This is a genomic window from Pedobacter sp. MC2016-15, assembly GCF_026239695.1.
GTDB lineage: Bacteria > Bacteroidota > Bacteroidia > Sphingobacteriales > Sphingobacteriaceae > Pedobacter.
Genome location: NZ_JAPIVS010000002.1, coordinates 230,445 through 246,686 on the forward strand (window position 1 = coordinate 230,445; position 16,242 = coordinate 246,686).

The 16,242-nt window shown below is 44.0% G+C and carries 14 protein-coding genes; 6 read left to right on the forward strand and 8 right to left on the reverse strand.

From position 1 onward, the window contains the following. Nucleotides 1-10: 10 nt before the first annotated feature. Both OQY15_RS05715 and OQY15_RS05720 read right to left on the reverse strand, forming a co-directional pair. Nucleotides 11-3,049, reverse strand: a complete 3,039-nt coding sequence (locus tag OQY15_RS05715; RefSeq protein WP_265788843.1) for a SusC/RagA family TonB-linked outer membrane protein — start codon at nt 3,047-3,049, stop codon at nt 11-13. 398 nt (nt 3,050-3,447) lie between these two features. Next, nucleotides 3,448-5,034 (reverse strand): DUF6377 domain-containing protein, encoded by a 1,587-nt coding sequence (locus OQY15_RS05720; protein WP_265788846.1) that lies wholly within the window; start codon nt 5,032-5,034, stop codon nt 3,448-3,450. 308 nt (nt 5,035-5,342) lie between these two features. Here OQY15_RS05720 and OQY15_RS05725 point away from each other — a divergent pair, with 308 nt between their 5' ends. From OQY15_RS05725 to OQY15_RS05735, 3 genes are read left to right on the forward strand one after another with little or no spacing between them, the layout of a single operon-like run. Then, nucleotides 5,343-6,194 (forward strand): NEW3 domain-containing protein, encoded by an 852-nt coding sequence (locus OQY15_RS05725; RefSeq protein WP_265788848.1) that lies wholly within the window; start codon nt 5,343-5,345, stop codon nt 6,192-6,194. Between the two features lie 20 nt (nt 6,195-6,214). Further along, the gene (locus OQY15_RS05730) at nt 6,215-7,165 is read left to right on the forward strand and encodes an ABC transporter ATP-binding protein (RefSeq protein WP_265788850.1); all 951 of its coding nucleotides are present in this window, start codon (nt 6,215-6,217) and stop codon (nt 7,163-7,165) included. Further along, complete coding sequence (locus OQY15_RS05735) at nt 7,166-8,143, forward strand: ABC transporter permease subunit (RefSeq protein WP_265788852.1); 978 nt, start codon at nt 7,166-7,168, stop codon at nt 8,141-8,143. On the opposite strand, the gene OQY15_RS05740 is transcribed toward OQY15_RS05735, so the two are convergent. Beyond that, nucleotides 8,144-9,691 carry a cryptochrome/photolyase family protein gene (locus OQY15_RS05740; protein WP_265788854.1) on the reverse strand — a complete coding sequence of 516 codons (1,548 nt, stop codon included), beginning with the start codon at nt 9,689-9,691 and terminating at the stop codon, nt 8,144-8,146. An 8-nt stretch (nt 9,692-9,699) separates the two neighbouring features. Next, the gene (locus OQY15_RS05745) at nt 9,700-10,371 is read right to left on the reverse strand and encodes a MarC family protein (protein WP_265788856.1); all 672 of its coding nucleotides are present in this window, start codon (nt 10,369-10,371) and stop codon (nt 9,700-9,702) included. 215 nt (nt 10,372-10,586) lie between these two features. Between OQY15_RS05745 and OQY15_RS05750 the strand changes: the two genes are divergently transcribed. Together OQY15_RS05750 and OQY15_RS05755 are read left to right on the forward strand one after the other, a co-directional pair. Next, on the forward strand, nt 10,587-11,162 hold the full coding sequence (locus tag OQY15_RS05750) for a sterol desaturase family protein (protein WP_265788858.1): 576 nt from the start codon (nt 10,587-10,589) through the stop codon (nt 11,160-11,162). Nucleotides 11,163-11,214: 52 nt separating this feature from the next. Next, the gene (locus OQY15_RS05755) at nt 11,215-11,643 is read left to right on the forward strand and encodes an EamA family transporter (protein ID WP_265788860.1); all 429 of its coding nucleotides are present in this window, start codon (nt 11,215-11,217) and stop codon (nt 11,641-11,643) included. A gap of 2 nt (nt 11,644-11,645) precedes the next feature. Here the strand turns inward: OQY15_RS05755 and OQY15_RS05760 are convergent, their stop codons facing one another. Together OQY15_RS05760 and OQY15_RS05765 are read right to left on the reverse strand one after the other, a co-directional pair. Next, complete coding sequence (locus tag OQY15_RS05760; RefSeq protein WP_265788862.1) at nt 11,646-12,374, reverse strand: alpha/beta hydrolase-fold protein; 729 nt, start codon at nt 12,372-12,374, stop codon at nt 11,646-11,648. A gap of 41 nt (nt 12,375-12,415) precedes the next feature. Next, on the reverse strand, nt 12,416-13,009 hold the full coding sequence (locus OQY15_RS05765) for a GDSL-type esterase/lipase family protein (RefSeq protein WP_265788864.1): 594 nt from the start codon (nt 13,007-13,009) through the stop codon (nt 12,416-12,418). A 172-nt stretch (nt 13,010-13,181) separates the two neighbouring features. Here OQY15_RS05765 and OQY15_RS05770 point away from each other — a divergent pair, with 172 nt between their 5' ends. After that, complete coding sequence (locus OQY15_RS05770) at nt 13,182-14,021, forward strand: phosphatidylinositol-specific phospholipase C/glycerophosphodiester phosphodiesterase family protein (RefSeq protein ID WP_265788866.1); 840 nt, start codon at nt 13,182-13,184, stop codon at nt 14,019-14,021. Between the two features lies 1 nt (nt 14,022). Here the strand turns inward: OQY15_RS05770 and OQY15_RS05775 are convergent, their stop codons facing one another. Together OQY15_RS05775 and OQY15_RS05780 are read right to left on the reverse strand one after the other, a co-directional pair. After that, nucleotides 14,023-14,445, reverse strand: coding sequence for a thioesterase family protein (locus OQY15_RS05775; protein WP_265788868.1), 423 nt, complete (start codon nt 14,443-14,445; stop codon nt 14,023-14,025). Between the two features lie 22 nt (nt 14,446-14,467). Beyond that, nucleotides 14,468-16,213 carry a hypothetical protein gene (locus OQY15_RS05780; RefSeq protein WP_265788871.1) on the reverse strand — a complete coding sequence of 582 codons (1,746 nt, stop codon included), beginning with the start codon at nt 16,211-16,213 and terminating at the stop codon, nt 14,468-14,470. Nucleotides 16,214-16,242: the final 29 nt, after the last annotated feature.

Sequence of the window (16,242 nt, forward strand, 5' to 3'; positions counted from 1 at the left end):
CTCTCTTAAATTAAAATCCAATGTTTACGCCAAATACATATGATCTGGTGGCAGGGTAAGAGCTGCGGCTATCAATACCCAGCACCCGGCCGGTATTGTTAGGGTCTGCACCCAGACCGTTATCCTCAATATAATCCGGATCACTGCCGCTGTAGCCAGTGATGGTAGCCAGGTTTTGTCCGGTTACATAAACAGATAATCTGTTGATATACTTGTTTTTGATTTTGAAATCATATCCAAAAGTAACCTCATCCAGTTTTACGAATGTGCCGCTTTCCAGGTAGTAATCGGAATACATGTAAGTATCATTGATCTGGCTGTATTTGTTGAAGGTACTTTCCAGAAGATTGCCGCTCCATGTTTTGTTGGCGTATGTAAGCGCTGTGGCATTCAGGATGTCATAGTCAAACTTACCTCTCAGGAATACCTTCATGGTAAGGTTTTTATACCTGAAGTTGTTACCCAGGGATGCATAATATTTTGGAATGGCGTTACCAATCGGAGCAAGATCGGTCAGGTTACGGTCCTTGGAGTTATTGATCTGTGCATTTGAAACAGCCTCTCCATTGCGGTTATAGAATAACCATTTACCATCCGGTGTAAAACCAGCAAAACGCTTGCCCCAGAATTCACCAATTTTACCGCCTTCATAGGTGGTATAAGAATCCCCTAGATCACCCGCACCACGTATTGGTCCAAATGTTTTGTAGAGCACTTTATATTCGTCATTTGAGTAACTATCCAGTTTATTCTGCAGGGTGCTGGCAGTCGCTGTTATATCCCAGCTGAAATCAGGACGTTTTATTGCGGCATAACTCAATGCAAGTTCAATACCTTTAGAAGAGATCTGTCCAACATTGGTATACAGTGTACTTTGTACAAATGGCGGCTGTGGAGAAGTATAGGTGTCCAGTAAGTCTTTCACCGTACGCTTGAATAGGTCCACTGATCCTGAAAGTTTGTTACTGAAGAGTGTAAAATCAACTCCAATATTGGTTTCACGTTTTCTTTCAAATCTGAGGTTTGGATTTGGATTTCGGGTCGGTCCATATGTTTCCAGGTACTGACCATCCGGATAAATATAACGGCCACCACCGCCCAATGTTACACGTGAAGCATTGTTTGCGAACCCACTATTACCTGTTTCACCATATCCCACTCTTAATTTTAAGCTGTTGACAAAGCTCAGGTCTTTGATAAACTGTTCTTCAGACATCAACCAGGCAACGGATGCTGCTGGAAAATACCCAAATTTGTTGTTATTACCGAAGCGTGATGATCCTTCTCTGCGCAAAATCACCGTGGCAATATATTTACTGTTGAATGAATAGTTTAGCCTTCCGAATAGTGCCACCAGTGTATTATCATTTTTATTGCTCTCCATAATTGCCTTACCTACGCCAAGGGCAGATCCCTGTGCGAGGTTATCTTCACGGAACAAATCATTGATAAAGCCCCTGTTTGAGGCATTAAAACCTTCTTCTATATGATACCTGTAACTGTAACCACCCAAGATGGTGAAGTTGTGTTTCTCGGCAATAATTTTATTATACTGAATGGTAGGTTCAAAAGCATAATCCTGTGATAGGAAAGTAGCTCTTCGTGCATAACCACCACCGGGAAAGCTTGTATCCTCCATAGAGTTCTCGCTGGCTTTCAAGGCATACTGCCCATCAACACGGTTATCTCGTAGTGCTGAAGCAAAAGCAGAGAGGGTAAGTCCATCAATTATGGTAAAATCTGCCTTTACATCTCCGGAACTCGTTTGCTGTTTCCTGTAATTAGTCTCCTGATTGAGACGCGCAAGTTCATTTCTGCTGGTTAGATCGAAACGATAGCTTCCATCAGGGTTAAAGTTTGAAAGTGTAGGATTTTTAGTCAGTTCACTCTCAAAACCCTCACCGCCTAATAAATTTGCATTGTTCACATTAGTAGCGAGGTTCACAGCCATTTTTAAGCGATCGTTAAAGCCCGTTTGTCCTATACTCAAACGCATCGTATAATCTTTGCGCCCATTCTGTTCGGCAATACCATCCAGATTACGGTAGTTGATCCCGGCTCTATATGTAGTTTTGTCACCTCCGCCTGATAATGAAAGACTGTGGTTCTGTGAGAAATTACCTTTGTTGATCAGTCCGGCATAGAAGTCTGTAGAGCTTCCAAAGTCCTGCTGTTTGATATCACCTGAAGCAATTCTTCCACGGAATTCATCTGGTGTGAGAAAGCGTAAACGCTGATTCAGCACTTCTTTTCTGATGTATGACGAATAATTGAATTGTGGTTCTCCTTTTTTCCCTTTTTTGGTAGTCACGATAATTACACCGGCATTGGCTGTTGAACCATAAATTGCCGCACCGGAACCATCCTTTAAAACATCGATAGATTCGATGTCATCCTGTTGAAGAAGGTCCAGGTTACCTCCCGGAATACCATCAATTACATAAAGTGGATTAGCACTCCCGGTTACACTCACGGCACCACGGAGCTGCACACTTACGCCCGAGTTAGGGTTTGTACCGCTTCGGGTAACTTGCAGACCTGCCACTTTACCCTGTATCAGATCCATAGGGTTACGTGCACCCGTGGATCTGAACTCTTCAGGACCTACGTGGGCTGTTGCAGAGGATACTTCTTTAGAATTTCTTGTTCCGTAACCAACACTTACGACGGTAACTTCGCTCAGGTTATTATTTGATGAAATCATCCTGATCGTACGGTTGGCTACCCCTGCACTCTGAGATACAGAAGTAAAGCCAATAAAGCTGAAATTGAGGGTATGACTTGCAGATGCTTCGATACGATATGCACCATTTGAATCACTGAGAACTGATTTACCAGTTGTCGTGTTTTTTACAGTTACTCCCGGTAATGGGAGACCTTTCTCATCTACTACCTTACCGGTAATGATGTCCTGAAAGTTGGCAATTTCTAAAGTTGTCAGCGCACCGGCAGGAAGCCCTTTTGCTCCGCCTGCTCCCAGTACCATCACTGGTGCACTTAGCATAACAACTACAGATAAGCCCGTAAATTTGGGTAGAATAATTTTCATATGTGATTGGTTAGATCATTATTAGTGTTAGAGAAGAATATTAATCTGTAACCGATACTAAATCGGTTTACTTGCCGATAGCTACTATCAGGAAGCATGCTTTTTTAGCTCATGTCGAATATCTGTTCATGGAAAGTTTTATGATGGTTAGAGTAAATAGTTGGTGGTAGGTAATGGGGAGAAAACACCCTTGTTCACAAAGTTGAACATAGTTAAGGTCAGATTAGTATGCTGAACACCTGCAGATTAAAAAATCGAAATCGGTATTTGATTAAAATATTGTATATCAATGTATTATAAGCAATAAAGCCTTGAAAAATCGAAACTTTTCAAGGCTTTATTGCTTCAGGTCTGAAGGTTTGAGCAGGAAGTTACCCCTGTAAAAAGGGCTAAAAGCGTTACAGATCGGCCATCTCTTTTTCCTGGTCATTAAATTTGATTTCCATGATCATCTTATCAAATTCATCACTCTGAACTATGGCTTTGGATTTAATCCGAAACTTGTATGTATAGATGGTACTGATTGTATTTTCGAGAATATTTGCGATGGTCTGACTGTCCTTTATTCCCAGTCTGACGAGGGCAAAAATGCGGAGACTTGTATTGAGCACTTCATTTTTCTTGGGTACAATCTGATCTTCTTCTTTAAGCAGGGAATTAAAGGAACTGATAAAATTGGGGAAGAGTTTAAGGAAGATATTATCAAACGTATGAAACAGTGAAGTCCGTTCTTTTTTAATATCTATATCTTTCGCAATCACCGAAAGCTCTTTATAGCTTTCCAGTCTGATCATGCGCTCTGAAGATCTTTTGATCTTCTCCAGCTTCTGGATATATCCTGTTACTACCTGGAAAAAGTAACCGATATATTCCTCTTTAATGATTGCATCTTCAGAGAGTTTTTTGTTGAGGTGATCCAGCTGGCGATTTTGTTCGTTCACAAATTGTTCCCTGCGTTTCACATCCTGCAGCTTCCTGTAAACGACAAAAAAGGTGATGCCTGTAGCGGTAATTCCAAAAGCCAGAATAACAATGAGAACAGTCAGGGTATGATTTTTACTGCTTTCCAGACGGATTAGTTTTTCTGCCTCCAGCTCTCTCATCACCGTTACGATTTCATCGTTATGCAGTTTGTTGCCATAAAACAAGGCCTGCTCTGAAGCTTCTTTCAGCAGAAATTCTGCGTCTTCAATATTTCCATCCCTAAACAGAATCTCTGCCAATCTGAATAGGGCGAGCGTTTCTTTAGTAGCGGTCCGGATGTCATAGATCGCAGCTTTGGTGATTAAACTTTGTTTTTCTGCCCCCTCACTGAGATTACTCAGGTTATGTGCTGCAATTGCTCTCTGGTGCTCAGTGATGGATGTGTTTTCCAGCAGTTTCCGGTAGCATGCTGCGGCCTCCTGATCCTTGTTCATGTTATTATACAAGGATGCTGTCAGAGCAAGCCTTTCGAAAGAGTTTGGCGGCGCAAGCTGTACCGCACAGATCAGTGCAACCATTGATTCTGACTGATGTACAGGAGAATAAAATTTGTTGGTATTGTACATGGACAGACGTATGAAGGCCCGGCTTTTCAATTGATAGTAGCGGAATTTTACACTATCAGGCATCAGTTTGATATCCATCTGATCAATGCCATCAAAAGCTTCTTTAAACATGCCGCATGAAACCTGTATAGAGCCTAATTTGATCTGGCTTTCATATTGCCTTGGTACATGATTAAGGCTCCGGGCGATGTTAATGAGCCTTTTAGTATAAACGTGGGCCGAGTCAAAAAGATAATCTTTATATTCCCAGTAGAGCTGATCACAAAGTGAATATTGTTTCTCGAGATCTTTGGGAGATGTATGGCGAAGTTGTGTTCTTAGTTTTTCTATCTTTTGTATTTTCCCTTTATCATATTCTTTGATTTTCAGTACCTCCTTCTTTAATACTTCCAGTAAGCTGTCCTGCTGATAGTTACAAAAAGCATAGCAAGGCATTAGAAAATAGATTATAGCGGGTATAATGAACTTCATCAGTGTTTTAGAATAGTTAGAGATAGTTTTTGAAGTTAATAAACATATTGGAAAAATTCTCTATTCAGGCATAATTATGTTAACCAGCCTAATGTCTTTTTGTACTCTTTTTGGGAATGCTGCTCCGGCGCTTTTTGCTTAAGCATACCCCAAAAAGTGTTAAAAAATGTTAAAGTTTTTTGAGAAAAAACTTTTGTTTTTTTGATTTGCCTACTCTTTAAAACCAAATAGAAATTACATTTTTTGGAACTATTTATTCTAGTTGTTGGATTATGTTAACAAAACTACAAAACAATCGTTTTAGCGCGCTGCGCAGGTTTATCGTCCTCTTTTTATGTCTGTTAGCTACAGGTGTAACCCTCAAAGCACAGTCGCCCCCTGCAAAAGGAAGTTCCAGTTTTAAAGCCAGGCTGATGAACATTGAGGCTGCCACGAATGAAGTATTTCGCTACAATGTCACCCTGCATAATGGCGATGCCAGGTCAAAGATTACTGAATTGAAAGCTGCACTGCCGGCGGGCTGGATAATCAGCTTTAAAGTGGATGGCAGTCAGGTTACGTCGCTGGCAATGGATGCGGGAAAAACACAGGATATCGCTGTCGAAATTAACGCTTCGGCAACTGCTGATCCGGGCAAATATAAAATACCGGTAAAAGCCACCTCAGCTAACGACACGCTGGTCCTGGAGCTGGAGGCTGTGGTGAAAGGCTCTTATGGATTAACACTGACTACACCCACCGGCAGGCTGAGTGAGGAACTCAGTTCAGGGAGTCACCTCGATATCCAGCTGGTCGTAAAAAACTCGGGGACACTTCCCTTAAATGATATCGATCTGTCTTCACAGTTACCTTCCAACTGGGAAGTGACATTTGAGCCTCCGAAGATCGCCAGGCTGGAGCCCGGCAAAAGCCAGGACCTGAAGGCCAGGCTAAAGGTGCCCGACAAAACCATTGCAGGTGATTATGCCGCTACTTTTACCGCGGCGAACGCCAATGGGAACTCAGCCGCAGTTTTCAGAATGATTGTGAAGACCTCTTTGCTTTCCGGCTGGATAGGCATTCTGGTGATCCTGGTATCCATTGGTCTGGTATACTATCTCATTCGCAAGTACGGTAGAAGATAGGCATCTTAAAAATTCTGCAAATGGAAGATCCTATTATTCAGATCAAAGATTTAAGTAAGTCTTATGGTTCATTCAGGGCCGTTGAGGGCTTGAATCTCAATATACACAAAGGTGAAATCTTTGGACTGCTGGGGCCGAATGGTGCGGGTAAAACGACCACTATTCTGATGATGCTGGGTCTCACGGAACCCAGTGGAGGGACTGTACATGTGGGCGGGTATTTGTCGGCAGCCAATCCTATCCCTGTAAAGAAAATTGTAGGCTACATGCCCGACAGTCTTGGGTTTTATGATCAGATGACTGCGATGGAAAACCTGATGTATATTGCCGGGCTGAATGGTCTTGCTGATGCTGAAGGCAGAAAGCGAGCCCTGGAAATGCTGGATACAGTAGGCCTGGCAGCAGAGAAAGACAAGAAAACAGGGGTATACTCCCGTGGTATGAAGCAGCGATTGGGATTGGCAGAAGTACTGATTAAAAAACCTGAGGTGATCATATTGGATGAACCTACACTGGGCATCGATCCCAGCGGTGTGAAAGACTTCCTCAGCCTGATCAGGTCGCTGAGCAGGGAACATGGAATTACAGTCTTGCTATCTTCCCATCACCTGCATCACGTTCAGCAGATCTGCGATAGAGTGGGCATCTTCGTAAAGGGGAAACTACTGGCAGAAGGAAATATTGAAAGCCTGTCTAAGGAGTTGTTTGGACATGAGGGCTATGTAACCTCAGTACAGGTACGGCAACACATACCGAACCCCTGGCCCTTACAGAACGAACTCATGCACTGGGATGGGCTCAGGAAGATGAGTATCCGTGGAAAAGAAGTAGAATTTACCAGCAGCCAGGATCTTACAGCTGAGCTGGTCAGGTTTTTTGTAAAGGAGAATTATGACGTTTTGAGCGTACATCAGAAAGATTATGGGCTCGACGAAATTTATCACAAATATTTTGAAGGAGAACAAGGGTAAATGAAAAATCTAAATTCCAAACCATCTGCCGCCAGTCCTTTCAGCATCATGATGAGAAAGGAAATGGCAGATCATATCCGCAGCTGGCGCTTTATTGTTCTGATTACGCTGATCGTGCTGACTTTTGTAGCATCAATGTACGTGTCGCTCAGCAATATCAAATCTGCGACAGACAATACCCGTGATCCCGACCATATTTTTCTGTACCTTAAATTGCTGACTACCACAGATAACTCTATTCCACCCTTTCATGTTTTTCTGAGTTTTCTGGCCCCACTGCTGGGTATCAGTCTTGGCTTTGATGCCATCAATGCAGAGCAGAACAGCGGTACGCTTACGCGGTTGCTTGCACAGCCTGTATACAGGGACAATGTGCTGCTGGCCAAGTTTGGGAGTGCACTTGTTTTGGTAAGTGTGTTATTCCTGGCATTGGCGCTTTCTATGATTGGCGGGGGACTGCTGCTGACGGGGGTAAGAATGGAACCGCAGGAGCTGCTCAGGATTCTGGGCTTTGTAGCACTGAGCATATTTTATGTCGCCTTTTGGCTCAGTCTGGCTATAGTGCTTTCCATCATTTTCAGGGCTGCAGCTACTTCTGCACTCAGTGGAATAGGTCTGTGGCTGTTTTTTACAGTATTTTATCAGATCGTAGTGAACCTGGTGATCAGGTCTGTTTTGCCTGATCCTGCGGCACTTTCTCCGGATCAAATCCTGACCTACAACGAAATCATCATGGATTTCCTGCGTATTGCGCCAAACCAGTTATATATGGATGCGACAACAACGATGCTGATGCCATCAGTGCGCAGCATTGGGCCAATGACGATGGAGCAAATGTCGGGTGCAATCCCTTCCCCACTGCCATTTACAGAAAGTGTCATGGTGGTGTGGCCACAGATCAGCGGAATGATTGGGGCAACTGTAGGATGTTTTGCCTTGTCGTATTTCCTTTTTATGCGCCGCGAGATCAGGAGCTAGTTACAATTCTTCCAGGTGCTCCAGGCAATAGTTCGCGCGCAGCAATACCGCTTCACGGTCGGCGCGCGGCATTTTATCCCAAAGTCTGTACACCATTGACAGCCTGATGTTCTTGCTCAGCTTATCCCGGTGGCGGTCATGGAAATCCCAGTACAGGCTATTAAAGGGGCAGGATTCGTCGCCCGTTCTTTCTGTGCGCTTGTAATGGCAGTTTTCACAGTAATTGCTTTGCTTATGGATATAGTTGGCACTTGCAGTATAGGGCTTAGATCCCGTGATCCCTCCGTCTGCAAACTGGCTCATCCCTCTGGTATTGGTAATTTCTACCCATTGTATAGCGTCAATATAGATCCCCAGGTACCAGAAGTCGACATCGTCTGGTTTGATACCGGCCAGTAAAGCAAAATTACCGGTGATCATCAGTCGCTGGATGTGATGTGCATATGCGTATTTCAATGATTGCCCAATACTGTGTTGCAGGCAGTTCATCTTTGTTTTGCCTGTCCAGTACCAGCCGGGCAGCTTCCTTTGGTGGCCGAAATAATTCAGTGTTTCAAATTCCGGCATCTTCAGCCAGTAAATTCCGCGCATATATTCGCGCCAGCCTAAAATCTGCCTGATAAATCCCTCCAGCTGGTTGATCGCAATGGCCTTCTTGTCCTGCTCCCAGGCTTTAACGGCAGCGTTTACCACCTCCTGTGGAGAGATCATCTTTGTATTCATGCTAAAAGAGAGACGCGAGTGATACACTGACCATTCATCTGTATGCATGGCATCCTGAAAAGTACCAAAGAGCTGGAGACAATTTTCCGTAAAATATTTGAGCAGTTTGAGTGATTGTTTTCTGTTTACCGGCCAGAAAAAGTCTCCGGGATCATCGATACTGCCGATGGTCTCGATTTCAGCTTTTCTGATACGGTCGTATTGTGGTTGTACATTATTGCTGAACAACAAGGGCGGATAGGGATGATGGTTCTTAGGCAGTTTTTTGCGGTTGTCCTCATCAAAATTCCATTGGCCTCCTGTGGGCTCTTTGCCATCCATCAGCACATGATGTTTTTTGCGCATTTCGCGGTAGAAGTTCTCCATGAGCAGTCCCTTTTTGCCATGAAAAAATGTTCCCAATTCATCCCTGCTGGTATAAAAATGTTCCGAATCATGGACATGAGTTTCGATCTTTAGCTGACCGCAATACGCTTTCAGCTCCTCATCAAGCCTGTATTCATCGGGCAGCTGATAGTCAAAACTTTCAATATGATACTTTTTAATCAGTGCGTCACAGTTTGCAGAAAAGCTTTGCAGGTTATCAGGATCATCTAATTTGATATAAAGTGTATCATGGCCTTTGTGACGGAGCTCTTCAGCGAAAGCCTCCATTGCCGCAAAAAAGGCACAGGCTTTTTGTATATGGTGCCAGACGTAATCGGTTTCTGTACGTATTTCCATCAGCACATACAGCGTTGAGGGATCTTGAAGGCGAAACCAGGAATGCTGCATATTGAGCTGATCCCCCAGCAGTAGCCGGAGGTTCTTATAGGTGCTTTTCATGTTGCTGCTTAAATTTTGAACAGGGACTTTATCCCGGCTACCCCAATTTGCAGGCCAACACAAAATATTAAGAAGGCAGAAATCCTGTTGACGATGTTTTCACCATTTGAACCCAGGTAATGGATCATGTTTTTGGTGTTCAGGTAAAAAAACCAGATCATCAGACATATGACTATAATGGACACGAGTATGGCTCCGGTGTTCAGAAAATAAGCCTGACTCCCAAAGGCGGCGCCATGGGCACTCAGGGTAAAGAGTACAGAAATGGTTCCCGCACCCGTAGTTGCAGGAAAGGTAATCGGATAGAATAGTTTGTTGACGATATGTTTGTATGCCGACACATTCAGGTCGTCTACAAGATCGTCTGCAGTTGATTTTTTCTGATCAGCAGATAGAAATTCCCAGCCCATTTTGCAGATCATGATGCCCCCGGCAAGCTGCACAACCGGAATTGAAATACCAAATAACCTCAGAATATACTGACCGGCGAACAGAGATACTGTACAGACCAGAAACGCATACAAAGTGATGGTAGTAACGGCAGATCTTTTCTCGGCGCTGTTTAAATGCTCAAAGAAAGGGCTAACCATAAATGCAGAACCGATAGGGTTGACTACAGGGAATAAAGCAATGATACCTATGAAGGTCAGATGAACAAAAGATTCATAAAAATCAGGCATAAGCTTTACCGGGTTGTTTCTGCTAATATAAGATTAGAATCTGTCACTATTGTATCAATTTTTAACTTCATCTCAGTGATGAGTGCAGCAGATGATTGATGTTTTCATTTTGCATCGTAATTTTGCCTGAGTAAATAATAATTGTTATGGGAAGCAGCAAAAAAAAATTTGTATCAAACTCGCAGGATTCTGTCCGGATGTTTAAAAGCGATTTTTTGGAAGCATTTTCAAAAGTTCACTATACCGTTCCGCTATATATTTTCATACCCGTGATTGGCTATTGTATCTACAGGTCTGTTCACACTGATCTACTGCTGTGGCAATACCCCCTGGTGGCACTAGCAGGAATCTTTATCTGGACGCTGGTAGAATATGTGATGCACCGTTATGTATTCCATTTTGAATTGCCCGGTAAATGGGGCGCACGTCTGCATTTTGTGATCCATGGTGTACATCATGATTACCCGAGTGACCGCATGCGTCTGGTGATGCCGCCATCCCTAAGTATTCCGCTGGCACTGTTGTTCTTTTTCCTGTTTAAATGGCTTATTCCTGACGTATACCTGTGGATGTTCTTTGCTACCTTCCTGGTGGGGTATCTTTTCTATGACATCGGGCATTATGCCATGCACCATTTCAATTTCAAAAGTGGCTTTTTCAAACGTATCAAACAGCACCACATGTTGCATCACTATCAGGACCCTGATAAAGGTTTTGGAGTAAGCTCACCGCTTTGGGATGTGATCATTGGCTCTGTGTTTAACAAAAAGGATAGCGCTCCCAAGCTTTAATTGTTACAATCCATTTCGGGTTTCCTGTGTTACCTATAAAAATAAGGAAACTATGTGGGCATTTTGGGCTATTCTTGCTGCTGTATCGGCGGCTCTCGTGATTGTACTGACTAAAGCAGGACTGAAAAATGTAGACTCAAGTCTGGCATTTGCAATACAGGCTATCCTGATCCTGGCCATCACCTGGTCGGTTGTAGCCTACCAGGGAAACTTTGCCGACTGGAAACAGATTGATACGAAAGCCTGGATATTACTGATCCTGGCCGGAATCTTTACTTCACTCTCTACATTGTTTTCTTACAAGGCACTTTCCATGGGGCCAGCATCCTATGTTGCAACACTGGAAAGGTCGTCGCTGGTCATCGCAATTATATTATCCATCATCTTCCTGAAGGAAAAAGTTACCTGGCAGATTGTTGTTGGGGGGACTGTGATGATCGCCGGTGCGGTCCTGATTGCTTTCTCAGATTCGGGGGAGTAAGATTAAACGTAAAGGGGCACCATCTTTCTCCAGTAGTGGGGGCGGTGAGCATTGCTTGTCCATATATACAGCTGGTTGGGGATATTTTTATTCCACAGCAGCTGACTGAGGTCCCTGTTGCTGTATAGGAATGGATCGATCTCGCCGATAGCCAGTACAATCTCCAGCTGTCGGATCGCTGTGAGCAAGTCCTCATCATTCAGGTTGGCAAGATACTGCACCGGCATATTGAAATATACAGATTCATCACGGAAACCATCCAGCAGGTCTTTAAAGTCGCCCGGGTTTTCGGTGAGGTCATACCTGCCGCTGATGCCCACAGCTTTTTTGAAGAGCGATGGGTATTTTAAGGCGAGGTTGATCGCATGGTAAGCGCCCATGCTACAGCCCGCAGTCTCAAGATAACCCCCGTTGTTTTTCCTGTACATCATTGGAATCACCTCTGTGAGCAGGTACTGTTCATATTGCAGGTGCCTGGAGATGCGGTCGTGCGGATGAATATGAGCGTTGTAGAAGCTTTCTGCATCAATGCTGTCCACACAGAAAAGCTGTACTTCTCCATTGTCAATCTGATGCTGCATTGCTGCGATAATACCCCAGTTTTCGTAATCATAGAACCTCGCTGTACGCGTGGGGAAAAACAGAACTGCCCGGCCGCTGTGGCCGAAAATTAAAAGCTCCATATCCCGCTGCAGCGCAGGGCTAAACCACTTGTGATATTCTCTGTTCATTTCGAAAGCTTAATTGTATGGGGAAATATCACGCTTACATATTACGCTGGAATTAAAAATGGATTAACAATTTCCTTCCATAAAGCGTAACCTTTTGCACTCAGGTGCAGTCCGTCATCCATGTACAGCTCTGGTATGGGCTGCCCGGATTTATCCAGCATCTTTTTAAAAATGTCTATAAAGGTCCAGTTCTGACTCGTTTTGATAATCTCGCTTTCGATCAGATTGTTGGTATACTTAAACTGCTCTGCGATATGCCAGCGGGCGGGACTTGGCTTGAGGGAGATAAAGTAACAAGGCAGATCGCCAAAACGGGCGGCCACCTGTGCGACCAGCTGCTGAAAAAATATGAGTATCTCTTCAGGGTGTCTGCCATCGCCAAGATCATTATCCCCTGCATATATAAACAAGGCATCCGGTTGGTAGTCTACCATCACGCGACTAAAAAACCACACGCAAGCTGCGAGCGTAGAACCTCCAAAGCCAAGATTTGCAATCCTGGTGTTGGGAAAGTCGGCAGGCAGGCTATCCCACATCCGCATGGTGGAGCTGCCATAAAATATGATCTCCGGATCGTATCCTCTTTTTGAGCGCTCTTTTTCAAGCCGCTTCACTTCATCTTCGTACCAGTACATTCAATATCCGTATGTGGTAAATATAATAAGAAATATTTTCCAATTCTGCAAAGGGGTTACCATAAGATCAATATATCATTAAATTATCTGCAGCCCTCTGTTATTCCTTTACGGACTGTTAATGCTGTGTAAATATTGCAGTTGTACCTTGCGCATGTAAATTATATTTACGATGCACCTGCTGACCTGTAATTATTACCTCAGACTCCTACTTGTTTTACTGGTTTTTGCCGGGAGTACCTGTCAGGCTCAAAACAGTTTACTGGCGCATGGTTTTGCCCACAATGATTATTGGCATAGACGGCCCCTGTATGATGCGCTGGATAAAGGATATGTGAATATTGAGGCCGATATCTACCTGCGCAAGGGTCAGTTGATCGTGGCTCACCTGATGCCGGTGTTCAAAAAGAAAAAGACGCTGGAACAACTCTACCTGAAACCCTTGCTGGAGGGTGTAAAAGGAACAAACAAGCAGATCCACGGGGTTTTAGCCCCACTGACACTAATGATCGACATCAAGTCTGATGCAGATAAAACCTATGCTGAACTTGAACCTCTGCTGCAGAAATACAAATCCATCCTTTCGAGCTATGAAAATGGTAAACTGATCCGCCGCCAGGTGACAGTGGTGATTACCGGGCATAAGCCTTATGCGTTGATCAAGGCACAGGCAAACAGGATTGCTTTTATCGATGAAGACCTGATGAAGGTTGAAGATGACATCAGTTCAGAAGGCGTATACCAGACGGCAAGCTGTAAATATTCACGTATGCTCAGTTGGGCAGGTGCAGGGGAGATTCCCCGGCATGAAAAAGAGCGGCTGACATCATATGTAGCAGCCGCCCATCAATATGGTAAGAAGGTGAGGCTGTGGGGCTCTCCCGAGAACGAACTCGTTTGGGCCGAACTGCTGGCCTGTGGGGTTGATCTCATCAATACTGACAAACTGGAAGAGTTACAGAATTTCCTGATGGCCCAGCAGAGGGTATTTGCCGAGGCCGGAACCAAATAAACTATACTTCTACATCCAGCTTTGGTGCATCTGCAAACTTATCCTGCAAGTCTGCCGGCAGATAAGGGCGTCCGCCACTGGCAGGGACGCAGGTTCCTGTAAAAATCGCTTTCGTCATCACCTTTCCGTTGAGGATGATCGATTGTTTAAAGTGCAGCCGTGGCAGGTTGTCTTTGTCGGTAAATACACTGCAGGTGACAGAGAACTCATCGCCTTTTTTCAGAGACCGCAGGAAGTTGATTTTATATTGCGATAAAACCATATATACGCCGTTTTTTGCCTGTTCTTCAAAATCGAACCCAAGCTGTTCGCGGATGAAGTCATGTCTGCAATGTTCCATATAAAACGGATAGTATAAGCCATCCATGATGCCCTGAACATCGATATGTTCTTCTTTTACTGTGTAATTTTTTGAATATTCCATTATAAAATTGTTGTGTGTTTTATTAAAATACTGCAGAATTGATTTCTGTGTCACTGATTTTCCAGGCAGTTTTCAATCTGATTTTTGTTTGCGCTAAAGCCTGAATATTATGTAGTGACTGATAAGCAATGCTTAGCCCGGTAAGCGACCAACCATTATCCGGGTTGATCTGCAGGTCCTGATTGAAAATATTAATAGCTTTTCCATGCTGTCTGGCTTTGATGTAGACCTCTCCCAGGAATTGTCTTGCAGGAAGGGTCCATGCTCTCGGCTCGCTGTAGATCAAGTGATCTTCGGCAATTACTGCCTGCTGGAATTTTCCTATTGCCCCGGTATAATCTTTTTGATCTTCATCAATCACTCCGGCAAGAATCAGGTCTGCAACGCGGCAGATGTCATATGCAGTGCTATAGGTAACAGCATCCTCTTTGAGTATTCTGGCGCTCATTTTTTCTCTTACTGCCTTTAGTTCATTTTTAGCCATGATGGTCTGATGCTTGCGGCTGTAGGCCATACCTTTGGCAAAATGCTGCAGTATATCTGCGAACAACAAGGACTCTGGTTTTGAGGTGCTGATGATTTCATCCCATTTTCCAAAGCGTACATTGGTTAACAAAGGGGCTGAATACACATACTGCATATAATTACCAAGTGCTGTTTTAAGTGCCGGAGCTCCACTATCGGCCGCTTCCCTGCTTACTTTTACTGCTGCATCCATTGCGGTTTCATAATTTCCTGCCATTTGTGCACAGCTGCTTTTTAAATGAAGGGTGTGGGTCTCATAGAGAAACTCACTGTTGGTTACGGGGGCAAATTCTTTCTTGTAAAGGCTATATCCTGCAGCTGCATCGTCATTGACCTTGATTCCGCGGGAATAATCACCAGTACGGATATAGATGTGAGAAGGCATATGCGTGATGTGGGCTACCTGAGGCATCAGGGTGTCCAGCAGGTGGGCACTCTTAATTGCAGTTTCAGGGTGTGCAGAACCTTCCATGGTGTGGATATAAAAGTGGTTTGCTCCCGGGTGTTCTGGAGAAAGCTTCATGGCCTGTTCGAGGAGTGACTGTATTTTAGGTGTCCAGGGCTTAGGACTGAAATCGTGGTTATACATATCCCATGGGTGTAAAAGCAGTTCGGCATCGGCATAAAGTGTAATGGCGTCTGCATCATTTTTATGCTTCTCATAGACCTTTTCCATTGCAGCGGCATAGTTGATCCGCAACTGCTTAACATTCATGCTGGTATCTGCACTATAACGGTGCTGTATGGCTTCGATCAGGTCTTTTTCTAAAGCATTGCAGCCGGCAGAAAGCTCCTGACTTTTATTGGCGGCTTCCAATGCTGCTGAAGGGGCAAGATAATCCTGATCATAATTGATGGTGGGGCCCATCGCCAGTGCCTTACCATACCAGGCCATGGCACAATCCGGGTCTAGTTTTGTAGCTTTACTAAATGATGCAATGGCTTCCAGGTTATGGAAAGCATAATACAAACTTATACCCTGGTTAAAATAATAACGGGCACTGTCAGAAACAGAACTGATCTCCCATTTGTAATGTCCCCAGCCCTTTAGTGCAGGAATGTTGAGTGCAGAGTCTTTGTCGAGATAAACCGATGTGCCACACATGGATACTCCTAATGGAAAAGACCTGAAAGATGTTGTTGTTCGGGAAGTTTTTTCAGGGCTGACTTTGTAATTGAACGACTGGCCAATAACGAATGTAGCGACAAGCAGAGCCAGTATATAAAAGGATAGTTTTTTCATATAAGCAGATTTCTAGTGTGTATGAGTTG

Excerpts from the sequence above, each read along its gene's own strand:
- OQY15_RS05765 (WP_265788864.1), bottom strand. The coding sequence starts at position 13,009 with ATGTACTGGTACGAAGATGAAGTGAAGCGGCTTGAAAAAGAGCGCTCA.
- OQY15_RS05735 (WP_265788852.1), top strand. The coding sequence starts at position 7,166 with ATGAAAAATCTAAATTCCAAACCATCTGCCGCCAGTCCTTTCAGCATC.
- OQY15_RS05780 (WP_265788871.1), bottom strand. The coding sequence starts at position 16,213 with ATGAAAAAACTATCCTTTTATATACTGGCTCTGCTTGTCGCTACATTC.
- OQY15_RS05755 (WP_265788860.1), top strand. The coding sequence starts at position 11,215 with ATGTGGGCATTTTGGGCTATTCTTGCTGCTGTATCGGCGGCTCTCGTG.
- OQY15_RS05740 (WP_265788854.1), bottom strand. The coding sequence starts at position 9,691 with ATGAAAAGCACCTATAAGAACCTCCGGCTACTGCTGGGGGATCAGCTC.
- OQY15_RS05725 (WP_265788848.1), top strand. The coding sequence starts at position 5,343 with ATGTTAACAAAACTACAAAACAATCGTTTTAGCGCGCTGCGCAGGTTT.
- OQY15_RS05770 (WP_265788866.1), top strand. The coding sequence starts at position 13,182 with ATGCACCTGCTGACCTGTAATTATTACCTCAGACTCCTACTTGTTTTA.
- OQY15_RS05775 (WP_265788868.1), bottom strand. The coding sequence starts at position 14,445 with ATGGAATATTCAAAAAATTACACAGTAAAAGAAGAACATATCGATGTT.
- OQY15_RS05730 (WP_265788850.1), top strand. The coding sequence starts at position 6,215 with ATGGAAGATCCTATTATTCAGATCAAAGATTTAAGTAAGTCTTATGGT.
- OQY15_RS05720 (WP_265788846.1), bottom strand. The coding sequence starts at position 5,034 with ATGCCTTGCTATGCTTTTTGTAACTATCAGCAGGACAGCTTACTGGAA.
- OQY15_RS05715 (WP_265788843.1), bottom strand. The coding sequence starts at position 3,049 with ATGAAAATTATTCTACCCAAATTTACGGGCTTATCTGTAGTTGTTATG.
- OQY15_RS05760 (WP_265788862.1), bottom strand. The coding sequence starts at position 12,374 with ATGAACAGAGAATATCACAAGTGGTTTAGCCCTGCGCTGCAGCGGGAT.
- OQY15_RS05745 (WP_265788856.1), bottom strand. The coding sequence starts at position 10,371 with ATGCCTGATTTTTATGAATCTTTTGTTCATCTGACCTTCATAGGTATC.